The organism is Lutibacter profundi (assembly GCF_001543325.1).
GTDB lineage: Bacteria > Bacteroidota > Bacteroidia > Flavobacteriales > Flavobacteriaceae > Lutibacter > Lutibacter profundi.
Window position 1 is genome coordinate 691,412 of record NZ_CP013355.1, and the last position, 14,862, is coordinate 706,273.

General features: G+C 30.2%; 12 protein-coding genes and 1 riboswitch. All 12 genes read left to right on the forward strand.

What is annotated here, in order from left to right:
- Nucleotides 1-81 precede the first annotated feature (81 nt).
- The 12 genes from Lupro_RS03040 to metE all read left to right on the forward strand — a co-directional run bounded on the left by Lupro_RS03040 (nt 82) and on the right by metE (nt 14,826).
- On the forward strand, nt 82-1,602 hold the full coding sequence (locus Lupro_RS03040) for a hypothetical protein (RefSeq protein ID WP_068206155.1): 1,521 nt from the start codon (nt 82-84) through the stop codon (nt 1,600-1,602).
- A 219-nt stretch (nt 1,603-1,821) separates the two neighbouring features.
- On the forward strand, nt 1,822-2,064 hold the full coding sequence (locus tag Lupro_RS03045) for a hypothetical protein (RefSeq protein ID WP_068206156.1): 243 nt from the start codon (nt 1,822-1,824) through the stop codon (nt 2,062-2,064).
- Nucleotides 2,055-2,372 (forward strand): type II toxin-antitoxin system RelE/ParE family toxin, encoded by a 318-nt coding sequence (locus Lupro_RS03050; protein ID WP_068206158.1) that lies wholly within the window; start codon nt 2,055-2,057, stop codon nt 2,370-2,372. The genes Lupro_RS03045 and Lupro_RS03050 overlap by 10 nt, the downstream gene beginning before the upstream one ends.
- Nucleotides 2,373-2,580: 208 nt before the next feature.
- The gene (locus tag Lupro_RS03055; protein WP_068206062.1) at nt 2,581-3,594 is read left to right on the forward strand and encodes an IS30 family transposase; all 1,014 of its coding nucleotides are present in this window, start codon (nt 2,581-2,583) and stop codon (nt 3,592-3,594) included.
- Nucleotides 3,595-3,820: 226 nt separating this feature from the next.
- Nucleotides 3,821-4,771, forward strand: coding sequence for a hypothetical protein (locus Lupro_RS03060; RefSeq protein ID WP_144439102.1), 951 nt, complete (start codon nt 3,821-3,823; stop codon nt 4,769-4,771).
- Between the two features lie 241 nt (nt 4,772-5,012).
- Nucleotides 5,013-6,194, forward strand: a complete 1,182-nt coding sequence (locus tag Lupro_RS03065) for an integrase core domain-containing protein (protein WP_068206102.1) — start codon at nt 5,013-5,015, stop codon at nt 6,192-6,194.
- A 175-nt stretch (nt 6,195-6,369) separates the two neighbouring features.
- A complete protein-coding gene (locus Lupro_RS03070; RefSeq protein WP_068206161.1) occupies nt 6,370-7,443 on the forward strand; it encodes a Fic family protein in 1,074 nt (357 codons plus the stop codon).
- Between the two features lie 162 nt (nt 7,444-7,605).
- Nucleotides 7,606-8,112, forward strand: a complete 507-nt coding sequence (locus Lupro_RS03075) for a hypothetical protein (protein ID WP_068206162.1) — start codon at nt 7,606-7,608, stop codon at nt 8,110-8,112.
- Nucleotides 8,113-8,339: 227 nt separating this feature from the next.
- Nucleotides 8,340-9,383, forward strand: coding sequence for a DUF4932 domain-containing protein (locus Lupro_RS03080; protein ID WP_068206164.1), 1,044 nt, complete (start codon nt 8,340-8,342; stop codon nt 9,381-9,383).
- Between the two features lie 207 nt (nt 9,384-9,590).
- Nucleotides 9,591-10,604: an IS30 family transposase gene (locus Lupro_RS03085; RefSeq protein WP_068206062.1), complete on the forward strand. Its 1,014-nt coding sequence runs from the start codon at nt 9,591-9,593 to the stop codon at nt 10,602-10,604.
- A gap of 230 nt (nt 10,605-10,834) precedes the next feature.
- Nucleotides 10,835-12,016, forward strand: a complete 1,182-nt coding sequence (locus Lupro_RS03090) for an integrase core domain-containing protein (protein ID WP_068206102.1) — start codon at nt 10,835-10,837, stop codon at nt 12,014-12,016.
- Between the two features lie 118 nt (nt 12,017-12,134).
- Nucleotides 12,135-12,326, forward strand: a riboswitch (cobalamin riboswitch).
- 187 nt (nt 12,327-12,513) lie between these two features.
- Nucleotides 12,514-14,826, forward strand: a complete 2,313-nt coding sequence (metE, locus tag Lupro_RS03095; protein WP_068206167.1) for a 5-methyltetrahydropteroyltriglutamate--homocysteine S-methyltransferase — start codon at nt 12,514-12,516, stop codon at nt 14,824-14,826.
- The last annotated feature ends 36 nt before the right edge of the window (nt 14,827-14,862 follow it).

Consider the following 14,862-nt stretch of genomic DNA (forward strand, 5'->3'; position numbering starts at 1 on the left):
AACCGAAAAATCTAACGATTTCTCAGTCGCACAAATCTTATAAAAGCCGTTGCCAGTAATACGATTAAAATTGCAAAAAAAATGAGAAATACTGATTTAATCAAAGTCTTAAAATTTATTGAAGAAAATATAAGAATAACTGATCAAACTTCAATTGAATATTTAGACCCTAAAGGTCACATTGAAAGACTTGATAGTAAACAAAATCAAATAATTTTTGGACGAAGAGGCTCTGGAAAATCTCTACTTCTAAAATCTTTAAAAGAAACTAAACCTGAAATTCTTTGCTTAACAATAAACCTCGAGGATTTTAAAGATATTAGTTTTCCTAATTCAATTACACAAGTTTTAAGAAGTCTAATTAAACAACTAAAAAAGGAAGTTGAAGGAGAGTTTAGTTTTTTTAAATCCAATAAAAAATGGAGAGCTAGAAGAAAAATAACTAAACAATTTGATAAAATTCTAAAAAAACTTGAACAAAGATTAAAACAGCCTGATTCATTTGACGAATCAATAAGAGAAAAAAAAGGAGCAAAAGTTTCTGCTGAAGCTAAAGGTTCATATACAACAACTTCAACAGCAGTAAGAGCAGAACAATCTAAGGAAATTGAAACTTCAAAAAGCTTCAAAATTGACAAATTAAACATTTTAAAAAATGAGTTACCCGATTTAAAAGAACTTATAAATGAAACTTGTTCCCTTTTAGATAAAAGTATATTTTTAGTATTAGATGATTTCTATTTTATCCGTAAGTCTGACCAACCATATTTTGCAGATTTTTTTCACCGTTTATGCAAAAATACAGGTGTATATTTAAAAGTTGCAACAATAAAACATCGAACTTCATTATACATTCAAGGAGAAACTTATGTTGGTATGGAAATCGGACACGATGCACAAGCTCTTAATCTTGATTATAGTTTAGAAAATTTCAATTCTTTAGTTCGATTTATGAGAGATTTATTAAAACACGTTAATGAAAAGGTAGGTGTTAATATTAATTATAATAATATTTTAACTGAGAATGCATTTAAATTTTTGTGTTTAGCCTCTGGAGGAGTTCCAAGAGATTTTTTCACGCTTTTTATTTCTCTTGGCAACAAAATGATTGACGGAAACAAATCTATAAGCAAACCGAATGTTATTGATTGTAGTATTGAAAATTTACCAAATAAACTTGAAGCATTCAAGACAGATACAGCAGATGAAAAAGAAGTTTTAGAACATTATTTACAATATATTAGAGAAGAAATTATCTCCAATAAAAAACATAATGCCTTTCTCATTCCTAATGCTGAAATATTAAAATATTCTCAAATTAACCAAGCTATCAAAGAACTTGTAGATTTAAGATTAATTCATCTTGTCAATTCAAATACAAGTTCTGCTCCAAGTGATGGATTAAGATATTCAGCTTATATGGTTGATATTGGCTTATTCCCTAATGCAAATCCAAGAGATTTTAAACAGGTACAACCAGGCGAAAAAGATGACAGAGGAAGAGATGATAAAATAAGATCTGCACCAAAGGTTCATTTGAATAAGTATCAAGAATTTATTAATGAACTGAATTTGAATAAAACATTAACTTTAACTGATTAAACTACTGGCAACAATGCATATAAAAAATTGCTAAATTCAATAAAATATAATGTTTCTAAAATTAAAAAAACTTAAATTTAAACATCGGAAAATTGCGTTTTAAAACCCGCAACTTTTCATATTCTAACCCGTTGGCAACAAGCGGATTTCAAATCATAAGATAAATTTAACTCTGAATTTAAAATAGATTTTGTATTTTTGATTAAAAGTAATTGATGTATGAATTTAGAAACTAGAAAATTATCATTTATTCAAGAAATTCTTAGAATACAAAGTGAGAAAACCATTTCTCGACTTGAAACTATTTTGAGAAAAGAAAAAACTGTAATTGAATTTGAGAATATTCAGCCAATGACTATGAAAAAATTTAATCAACGAATTGATAAATCTTTGGAAAACTCTAAAAAAGGAAAATTGACAGAGGTAAATGACTTAATTTCGGAGATTGACAAATGGAGCTAAAAATTTACTGGACTGATTTTTCTAAAAAAGAACTTCAAAACATTTTCGAATACTACAAAGAAAATGCAACTTTAAAAGTTGCTAAGAGTTTGACTATAGGAATTGCAAAAGAAACTTTAAAGCTAAAAAAACAACCTGAGATTGGTCAGATTGAGGAATTGCTAATTGATAGGCCAAATGAATTCAGATATTTAGTTTATAAAAATTACAAAATAATTTATTGGATAAATAAAAGTAAAAAACGAATTGAAATTAATGATGTTTTTGATTCTCGACAAAACCCTATAAAGATTGATAGAATTGAATAAGAGCCAGTTGCCAACAACTCATAAAATTTATGCTTAAATTTGGATTTAGTACGAAATGACAAACATTTTAACAAACCGATTTGCTACAACCGAAAAATCTCCGATTTTCCAGTCGCACAAATCTTATAAAAGCCGTTATATGCGATTTTAAGAAACACCCCTGAATTCAAGAACTTAACGCAACAAATCATAATCTTAGATTTGTTGTATGAAAGCAAATAAATATAAGCGACTAACATTAAAAGAACGTGTTGTAATAGAAACCTTATTACAAGAAAACAAGACCAAAAGCTATATCGCAAAAAGACTAAATCGGTCACGTTCTACCATCACCAGAGAAGTCAATAAATGGGGTGGAGATTACAATGCAACTCTTGCAAATTGGTCTGCAAAAGACGATTATTTAAACAAAAGAAATAAGGATAAAATAAACACCTATAATAGACTAAAAATATTCGTTTATCGAGGACTATTAAGCGGTTGGTCACCCGAACAAATTTCAGGTAGAATAAAGCTAAAATATCCAAATGACCCTGTAATGTCTATCTCTTATGAAGCCATTTATATGCATATTTACGCACATCGCCAAGCGCGTTTAAATCGTAAATTGATAGCATTATTACCCTATCAAAAAAGCCAAAGAAGAAGAGCAAATGCTAAGAGTAAAAGAGGTGTAAAAATAAAAGATCAAACCAGTATTGATGATAGACCAAAGCACATCGAAAACAGAGAAGAAATTGGACACTGGGAAGGAGATTTAGTTATCGGAAAAGGACAGCAAAGTGCCATAGGTACTCTAGTTGAGCGAAAAGCACGATATACATTTATTGTAAAACTTAAAAGCAGAAAATCAGCAACCGTTAGAAAAGGTTTTGCTAAAGAGTTTAATCAAATAGCCCCCCTTTTTACAAAGTCTCTAACCTACGATAATGGAATGGAAATGGCAGAGCACAAACAGTTCACAAATCACACATCAATGCCAGTATATTTTGCACATCCATATTCCTCGTGGGAGCGAGGAACCAACGAAAATACAAATGGACTCATTAGACGCTTTTTCCCAAAGGGAACTGACTTTAGTAAGGTAACCGAAAAAGAACTAAAGATAGTGCAGGAAAAGCTAAATAATAGACCAAGAAAAGTACTCGGATATAGAACTCCAAAGGAAGTTTTTTATTCTGAAATAGTAAACCATAAAATTAAAAATATGATGCTAATGTAACGGCTTGTTGAACTGGAAATAACTCGACCGTAGGAAGAGTTATTCTATTTCAACAATGCACCGTTTTAAAATAAAAATTAAACTCGTATATTTGAGTAATGTTTAACCAAAATTAATAACGTTTTGTTGCGTTAGAACCTTGAATCCAAGACCCAACAGAATGAAGATATCACTGACAATATTCGCATTATTTCAATTTTGTTTTGTTTTCGGACAGACATTTAACGTGACGACTAAAAATATTGACCTTGAAATTAAAGACTTAATTATACCAGTGACAAAAGTTGAACTGACTCACGCAGTAAAACACAAAGACATATTTTATTGCTTCTTCAATGAAGTTAAGAAAGATAATTACAGACGAGACATTAAGTTCTTTTTTACCTTTTCAGAAAAAGGTGATAATCTTAGAAAAATTGAAGTTCCTAAGGAAATTCAGAATACTGTTTACTTTGACTTGTTTTTAAGAAATGACACCATTTTCGCAAAAACATATATGAACAGCAAAACATTTTATTTCGACAGAGACAAGCAAAAATGGGAAAACAATTCAGAAGTTGACGATATGATTTTTGAAGATGACAGATTTTACTTCACATACATAGACTTTGGAGAATGGGGTTCTACTACTTGGATTAAAGACAAACAGACTGAAGTGGAATATGAACTTGCATCATCGGGAGAAATAGTTAATAGAATTGATAGCACCTATTACATTACTTCTGGATTAAGAATTTTGAAAATTGATAATACTGAAAAAATGAAAGCATCTAACAGCAATTATCTCTATGAAGTTATAAAAAAGAAAGACTACGCAGAAGGAACAAATTCATTACAAGGTGCTGAAATCATTTTTAAAGACACAACTTTTTCTGAATGGAATTGGATAAATAAAGAACCTAAACTTCGTATTGTAACATCTTTTGTACGAGAAAATAAACTTTATCATTTATGTGTTGACAGCACAAAAACTTTTATTGCAGAACTTAAAGATGGACAAATGAAACTAATTCAACAGATTGACAGAAAACTTTCTTTTTTTGATTGGTATTATTCACATCGCAGTAAGATACAAAAAGACGGTAGTCAACTATTGAAATTTAAGAAAAACAACAAGTTTGGAATTATGGAAATCAACCGACAGGTCATCAATATTTATAGTTTAACCTTAAAATGACAGAAAGAAAAACCGCATATAACAAAGTGTATAAATCATTGGGCAATAAGTGGTTAAATGAAAATTATAGATACAAATAAAAATTACGGTAAACTGAAAATGAAGTGCTTTGAAATGCCCAACGCTTCATACACAAACCGTTAGCCAAAATACGGTATGATAAAGGGACATCGTTTACAAAGTTAAAGAGACATAGTTTACACTTTTTAGGTTGTAATTTGAGAAATAAAATCAAATTATTATGCCTTGGAAAGAAACAACAACTATGGAACAAAAAATTGAATTTATTTGTGAATGGAGAACTGGAAAATACACCATCACAGAATTATGTAAAAACTTTGAAATCTCAAGACCCACCGCCTATAAGTTAATAAATAGGTTTGAAAAACAAGGTTTTGAAGGCTTAAAAGAGCAATCAAGAACTCCCAAGGAACATCCAAATGCGACAAAGGAAAATATTGTTGATGGGATACTTAAATTAAAGAAAAAACACCCACGATGGGGAGCTAAAAAAATCAATAAACTATTGTTTAACGATTTTACAGAAAATGAGATTCCCTCGGTGGTTACTGTTCACAACATACTCAAAAGACACGGTTTAGTATGCCCTCAAAAAAGGTTAAGAAGAGTCAAACCTGTATATCCTATTTTTGATCCAAAAGTGTGTAATGAAGTATGGAGTGCAGATTACAAAGGAAAGTTTTTAATGGGTAATAAAGTGTATTGTCACCCACTGACCATTGCTGATTCTAAAAGTAGATTTTTATTCACAGCTAAAGGACATTATAAAGAAACTTTAAAGTACGCAAAGGCTGAATTTACAAAGGTTTTTAGGAAATATGGAATCCCTAAACAACTCCACACAGACAACGGAAGTCCCTTTGGGTCTGTTCGTGCTATTCAACGATTTACACAACTCTCCTATTGGTTTATTGAACTTGGAATTACACCCGTTTTTTCTGACCCAGCACACCCAGAACAAAACGGAAGACACGAACGTATGCATCGCGATTTAAAAGCGGCTTGTGCCAAACCTTCAGCCTATGACTTAAAAGCACAACAAAGACGTTTAAATCACTTTGTAAAAGAATATAATCACATAAGACCTCACGAAGCCTTAGGGATGGAAACACCTGCTTCAATGCATAACTTTTCCACCAGACCTTTTCCTGAAAAAATACCTAACTTTGACTATAATTCAAATCTCAAAATTTTAAAAGTAACTCAAAATGGAGCAATCAGATGGAAGTCGTATTATTGGGTATATTTAACAGCAGCTTTAAAAGGAAAATACGTAGGTATTGAAGATTTAGGTAATGGAATTTGGAAAGTCTTTTATAGAGACGTATTTTTAGGTTTCTTTAATGAAACACAATTAAGAAATAAAGAAAAGTCAATAAGGTTAGAAACTAATTTAGTGTAAAGTCTAATCTTTAACTTGTGTAAACTATGTATCTTAACGAACATACGATCGCTGAAAAAAGACAATGATAAATAAATCAAAATATTTTATCATTTAACAAAGTTATGATAAGAAAATACAATTATTTTATCATAATGAATTATATTTGTAAAGAAAATTAACATTTCTATACATAATGGAATCTGAAAAACTAAAAAAATTACCTCTTATACAAGATATTGAAACTAAAAAAGTTCTTAAGAAATTAGCTTCAGCTCACAGAGCATTAGCCGAGTTAAAAGGAATTGTTTCAAGCATTCCGAATGAAAATATTTTAATCAATACTTTAGGTCTTCAAGAGGCTAAAGACAGTTCTGCAATTGAAAATATTATAACAACTCACGATGACATATTTAAAGCTGAATTAAATCTTGAAGGTTTCAAATCATTAAATGCCAAAGAAGTTCAAAATTATATCTCCGCACTAAAAAAAGGGTTTGGATTAATTACAAAAAATAAAATTTTAACTAATAATGATATTATTGTAATACAATCTGAATTAGAGAAAAATAATGCTGGATTTAGAAAAGTTCCTGGGACAGCTTTGAAAAATGCAACAACCGGAGAAATTGTATACACACCGCCACAAGATTATGAGACAATTCTAGATTTAATGACAAATTTAGAGCAATACATCAATGATGAAAGTATGTCTAAATTTGACACATTAGTTAAAATGACTATAATTCATTACCAATTTGAGAGTATTCACCCTTTTTATGATGGAAATGGAAGAACTGGACGAATTATTAATGTATTATATTTAGTAATGAACGATTTACTAAATTTACCTATTCTATATTTAAGTCGCTACATTATTGAGCACAAAGCAGACTATTATAAACTTTTACAGGAAGTTAGAGAAACTGATAATTGGGAAAATTGGGTGTTATATATGTTAGATAGCATTGAGCAAATCTCAAATGAGACAATTATACTTATTGGAAAAATAAGAGATTTGATATACGAATATAAAAACTTGTTGAGAAATAATTATAAATTTTATAGTCAAGACTTATTAAACAATTTATTCAAACATCCATATACAAAAATTGAATTTATTGAGAACGATTTAGGGGTTTCGAGAATTACAGCTTCAAAATATCTTAATAGATTAGCAAAAGACAAAGTGCTTAAAAAACAAAAATTAGGAACAGGAAATTATTACATTAATGAGAAATTAATTAAAATTCTAACTCTTAAAAAATAAGTACTTTGGCTAACACCTCATAAAATTTATGCTTACATTTAAACTAAATAACGAACCGACAAACATTCAACTAACGATTTGCTACAACCGAAAAATCTCCGATTTCTCAGTCGCACAAATCTTATAAAAGCCGTTGTAACCAATTACGACAAAACAACTAAAATGAAAAATATTTTTATCTTATTGACTGTTATAATTCTTTTCAATTCTTGTAAAAAGACAAACGGAAAGATTAATATCAATGGAAAATGGAATACATTATCAAATGGTTTTGGATATATGGAATTTGATATTGATAGCGACAAAATTGGAATATTTTCTCATTTAGATGGAGACTTAGGATTAATTGAATATAAATTACTAAATGACTCATTATTTATTGGTTCAAATACTTCATTTAAAATAGAAAAAATATCAGATTCCTTGATTATTTTAAAAAATATTTCTCAAAATGACACATTGAGAAAGATGAATAAAACAATAATGACTTATCATGAAATAGATTCTAAAAATGATTCACTATTAGATATATTCTATGAAAAATTTGAAAAAAGAATATATAAAAAATGGATTAAAAGTGGATATGTAACTGAAGATGAATTGAAAAATTCCTTTCTTGATTCGATTGAATTAAAATTCATTGACTCCATTGAAAAATCAGCATTTTAGAGAGGTAAATAAAATATTAACTGGTTACAACACCTCATAAAATTTATGCTTACATTTAAACTAAATAACGAACCGACAAACATTCAACTAACGATTTGCTACAACCGAAAAATCTCCGATTTTTATGTCGCACAAATCTTATAAAAACTCGTTGCCAGTAATTTAGGAAAACGACCAGAATTCAATTACAATATAAAAAAATTAATCTTTAAATGAAATCACATTAAATGAAAAAAACTATTTTTCTAATTCTACTTTTAGCTTCATTAAAATGTATCGGACAAAAATCGAAATTAAACATAACAATTGACGAAAGGATAGAGACCATCTATACAATAGCATTTTTAGACAATTACTTTTTAGTCAATAACCACGACAATCTTTACAAATCAAAGCTGAACAGTAAATTTAAAGCACTTAAAAACCATAAGGCAGTAGCTTTGTTTGATACATTATCTAAAAAACACGATTTTAATTTTAATAACGTTACCGATTGGGTGCTACAGTTCGGGGAATTTCCCGAATTGAATAAAGTAAGAGAAGTTGTAAATCCTAACTCTTTTGATGAAAGTAAAGGAGACTATTTAATTAGAAAATTCAAAAAAGAACTTATTTCCTTTAATCAAGATTCATTATTTCAAGCCTATTTAATTGAAGTAAAAGAATTAAATGAGAAAGTAATTAAACAAGTTAAACAATCTAAATCTATTCAATATCTTCCTGCTTATTTAGAAAAATATTACGGAAGTGAATTGGGTTCCTACAATTTAATTCTCTCACCATTAGTTCATTCAGGAGGTTTTAATTCAAAATTCATAGCAGATGGAAAAATTGAAGTTTATGCTATAATTGGACCAAATGGAGAAATTGAACATATCCCATATTTTGAGAAAGGATATCTTGAAATGGATATGATTTTACACGAATTTGGACATTCCTTCGTAAATCCTCTAACGGAAAAATTTCAAGATGAGATAGCAACGATTAAAGAAAAATATTACACCGAAAGTTTAAAAAAAGATGGAAAAACCCAAGCTTATGGAGAATGGAAATATCTATTTAACGAACTCGTAATAAGAGCAATAACAATAAGAATAGCAAATAAATACTTTGGAACAGAAAAGGCTAAAGAACTTTTAAACTACGAAAAATCTATTGGGTTTTCATTAGTAGAAAATATTGTAGAAATTTTAAAAGAATATGAAAATAACAGAGAAAAATATTCGGAATTTAGTGCGTTTTACCCAATTTTAATTGAACGAATGAAATAAAAAAACTCCTGGCAACAAAGTATAAAAATAATAGCCGAAATAGTAGTAAATATGAACATTGTAGTCCGCAATAAAATTAGTAGTAAATTGAAAAATTCTACTTCCGAAATCGGCTACTATTCTTATACAAACCGTTAGCACCAATTAGGTATGATAAACCTGAATTCAAGAACTTAACGCAACAAATCATAATCTTAGATTTGTTGTATGAAAGCAAATAAATATAAGCGACTAACATTAAAAGAACGTGTTGTAATAGAAACCTTATTACAAGAAAACAAGACCAAAAGCTATATCGCAAAAAGACTAAATCGGTCACGTTCTACCATCACCAGAGAAGTCAATAAATGGGGTGGAGATTACAATGCAACTCTTGCAAATTGGTCTGCAAAAGACGATTATTTAAACAAAAGAAATAAGGATAAAATAAACACCTATAATAGACTAAAAATATTCGTTTATCGAGGACTATTAAGCGGTTGGTCACCCGAACAAATTTCAGGTAGAATAAAGCTAAAATATCCAAATGACCCTGTAATGTCTATCTCTTATGAAGCCATTTATATGCATATTTACGCACATCGCCAAGCGCGTTTAAATCGTAAATTGATAGCATTATTACCCTATCAAAAAAGCCAAAGAAGAAGAGCAAATGCTAAGAGTAAAAGAGGTGTAAAAATAAAAGATCAAACCAGTATTGATGATAGACCAAAGCACATCGAAAACAGAGAAGAAATTGGACACTGGGAAGGAGATTTAGTTATCGGAAAAGGACAGCAAAGTGCCATAGGTACTCTAGTTGAGCGAAAAGCACGATATACATTTATTGTAAAACTTAAAAGCAGAAAATCAGCAACCGTTAGAAAAGGTTTTGCTAAAGAGTTTAATCAAATAGCCCCCCTTTTTACAAAGTCTCTAACCTACGATAATGGAATGGAAATGGCAGAGCACAAACAGTTCACAAATCACACATCAATGCCAGTATATTTTGCACATCCATATTCCTCGTGGGAGCGAGGAACCAACGAAAATACAAATGGACTCATTAGACGCTTTTTCCCAAAGGGAACTGACTTTAGTAAGGTAACCGAAAAAGAACTAAAGATAGTGCAGGAAAAGCTAAATAATAGACCAAGAAAAGTACTCGGATATAGAACTCCAAAGGAAGTTTTTTATTCTGAAATAGTAAACCATAAAATTAAAAATATGATGCTAATGTAACGGCTTGTTGAACTGGAAATAACTCGACCGTAGGAAGAGTTATTCTATTTCAACAATGCACCGTTTTAAAATAAAAATTAAACTCGTATATTTGAGTAATGTTTAACCAAAATTAATAACGTTTTGTTGCGTTAGAACCTTGAATCCAAGAAAGGGACATCGTTTACAAAGTTAAAGAGACATAGTTTACACTTTTTAGGTTGTAATTTGAGAAATAAAATCAAATTATTATGCCTTGGAAAGAAACAACAACTATGGAACAAAAAATTGAATTTATTTGTGAATGGAGAACTGGAAAATATACCATCACAGAATTATGTAAAAACTTTGAAATCTCAAGACCCACCGCCTATAAGTTAATAAATAGGTTTGAAAAACAAGGTTTTGAAGGCTTAAAAGAGCAATCAAGAACTCCAAAGGAACATCCAAATGCGACAAAGGAAAATATTGTTGATGGGATACTTAAATTAAAGAAAAAACACCCACGCTGGGGAGCTAAAAAAATCAATAAACTATTGTTTAACGATTTTACAGAAAATGAGATCCCCTCGGTGGTTACTGTTCACAACATACTCAAAAGACACGGTTTAGTATGCCCTCAAAAAAGGTTAAGAAGAGTCAAACCTGTATATCCTATTTTTGATCCAAAAGTGTGTAATGAAGTATGGAGTGCAGATTACAAAGGAAAGTTTTTAATGGGTAATAAAGTGTATTGTCACCCACTGACCATTGCTGATTCCAAAAGTAGATTTTTATTCACAGCTAAAGGACATTATAAAGAAACTTTAAAGTACGCAAAGGCTGAATTTACAAAGGTTTTTAGGAAATATGGAATCCCTAAACAACTCCACACAGACAACGGAAGTCCCTTTGGGTCTGTTCGTGCTATTCAACGATTTACACAACTCTCCTATTGGTTTATTGAACTTGGAATTACACCCGTTTTTTCTGACCCAGCACACCCAGAACAAAACGGAAGACACGAACGTATGCATCGCGATTTAAAAGCGGCTTGTGCCAAACCTTCAGCCTATGACTTAAAAGCACAACAAAGACGTTTAAATCACTTTGTAAAAGAATATAATCACATAAGACCTCACGAAGCTTTAGGGATGGAAACACCTGCTTCAATGCATAACTTTTCCACCAGACCTTTTCCTGAAAAAATACCTAACTTTGACTATAATTCAAATCTCAAAATTTTAAAAGTAACTCAAAATGGAGCAATCAGATGGAAGTCGTATTATTGGGTATATTTAACAGCAGCTTTAAAAGGAAAATACGTAGGTATTGAAGATTTAGGTAATGGAATTTGGAAAGTCTTTTATAGAGACGTATTTTTAGGTTTCTTTAATGAAACACAATTAAGAAATAAAGAAAAGTCAATAAGGTTAGAAACTAATTTAGTGTAAAGTCTAATCTTTAACTTGTGTAAACTATGTATCTTAACGAACATACAAAATATTTGTAAGATTATAATCAGATCAAAATTTATAATATCTTTGTTGCTAGAAAGAAGTTCTTTTATATAATTTTATCGTACGAAGAGGTTTTACTTAATTGTAGATTAATAGGGAATCTGGTGTAAATCCAGAGCTGTCGCGCAACTGTAAGTAACATTCAAAAGATTTTTATCCTAGTGTTCCACTGTTTTTAATGAAAATGGGAAGGACGATAAAAACTGTTATAAGTCAGGAGACCTGCCCTTTTCGATATGACTTTGCTTTCGCGATTTGGAGTGATTGGTCAATTTTGGTGCTATTTTTAAACAACGGGAATCTAACTTTTAGATATCCTATGTGTTTTTTTGCGCATGTCTTTTAACTCCCAATTTTATTTCTCGAAAAGCAAAAGAAGTTTTTAATAGAACTTTTAAGTAATTATTTATTCATTATTTAAAAGTAAAAAAATGAAAACACACATTTTAGGCTATCCGCGAATTGGTAGCAAAAGAGAATTAAAGAAAGCCTGCGAACAGTATTGGTCAGGTAAAATTTCAACAGATGAACTAAAAAAAGTAGGAGCTGATATTAAAAACTACAATTGGAACCTTCAAAAAGAAGCAGGTATTGACTTAGTTACTACAAACGATTTTTCGTATTACGATCAAGTTTTAGACATGACACTCACCGTTAATGCTATACCTGAAAAGTATAAAAATCTTGATTTCAAATCGGAACTAGATTTATATTTTGCTATGGCTAGAGGACACCAAAAAAACAACATAGATGTTCCTGCAATGGAAATGACAAAGTGGTTTGATACCAACTATCATTATATTGTTCCTGAATTTAAAAAAGAGCAAAAATTTAATCTATTTTCAACAAAAGTAATCGATGAATTTCAAGAAGCTAAAAAACAAGGAATTATTACAAAACCCGTTCTTATTGGATCTGTTTCTTATTTACTATTAGGAAAAGAAAAAGAAGAAGGTTTTCATAGAATTGATTTAATAACGAATCTGTTACCAGTTTATTTTGAAATTTTAAACCAGTTAGAAAAAGCAGGTGCTGAGTGGATTCAATTTGATGAACCTTTTTTAGCTCTAGATTTAACCGATAAAGAAAAAACCGTAATAGCTGAAACTTATACGGCTATTCAAGAAAAATTTCCAAAACTTAAAATTATCGTTGCCACCTATTTTGAAGGCTTACAAGATAACTTGAAGTTAGCAATTAACCTTCCTGTAAACACATTACATATTGACTTAGTGAGATACCCAAATCAATTACAAGAAGTGTTAGAAAATGCACCCAAAAACCTATCAATATCATTAGGTATTGTGGATGGTAGAAATGTATGGAAAAATGATTATCAGCAATCATTATCTACAATACAAAAAGCCGTAGATATGTTAGGAAAGGATAGAGTGTTAATAAGCACAAGTTGCTCTTCACTTCATGTTCCTTGTGATTTGGAAAATGAAAATAATGAAGACATATTAACTTCAGAAATAAAAAATTGGCTTGCCTTTGCAAAACAAAAGGTAAATGAAGTTGTTACTTTAAAGCAATTATTTTTAGATGATAATACGGAAAATAATAAAAAAGTAGTCGCAGAAAATCGTGAAGCTATCGAAAGCAAAAAAACATCTAGCTTAATAAATAATCCAGAAGTTAAATATAGAGTTACTACCATTTCTGATGATGATGCAAAACGAAAAAGTCCATTTTCATCTCGTAAAATCATACAAAATAAAGCATTAAATCTCCCATTGTATCCTACTACAACTATTGGTTCTTTTCCGCAAACAAAAGAGGTCCGTTCTTGGAGAAGTAAATTTAAAAAAGAAGAAATTAGCCAAAAAGAATATGAAGACTTACTAAAAAAAGAAACGGAAAAAGCCATTCGTTGGCAAGAAGAAATTGACATTGATGTACTTGTTCACGGAGAGTTTGAACGTAATGACATGGTGGAATATTTTGGTGAAAAACTAAATGGATTTGTCTTTACAAAATTTGGTTGGGTACAAAGTTATGGTAGTAGATGTGTAAAACCCCCTATCATTTTTGGAGATATTTCACGTCCAAATCCGATGACCGTAAAATGGACAAGTTATGCACAAAGTTTAACCCCTAAATTAGTAAAAGGGATGCTCACCGGTCCTGTAACTATTTTACAGTGGAGTTTTGTAAGAAATGACCAAGAGCGTTCTGTTACTTGTAATCAAATTGCATTAGCCATAAGAGATGAAGTGAAAGACCTAGAAAATGTTGGAATTAAAATCATTCAAATTGATGAGCCCGCTATTAGAGAAGGTTTGCCATTGCGAAAATCCGATTGGCAACGCTATCTAAAATGGGCAATCAATGCTTTTAAAATATCATCTTCAGGAATTAATGATGAAACTCAAATACACACACACATGTGTTATTCTGAGTTTAATGATATCATCCAAAATATTGCAGATATGGATGCTGATGTGATAACCATTGAATGTTCTCGTTCGCAAATGGAATTATTAGATGCTTTTGCTGATTTTAATTACCCGAATGAAATTGGACCTGGAGTTTATGACATACACTCTCCAAGAGTTCCTAATAAAGATGAAATGGTTTTATTGCTCAACAAAGCAAAAAAAGTTATTCCTAAAGAACTACTTTGGGTAAATCCTGATTGTGGTTTAAAAACAAGAGGTTGGGATGAAACCAAAAAAGCCTTAACCGAAATGGTAACTGCAGCTAAAACTTTAAGAGAGAAAACAGTTTCAAATACCATTTAATTAAATGAACCCACTTTACGAATTTTAAAATTTCAG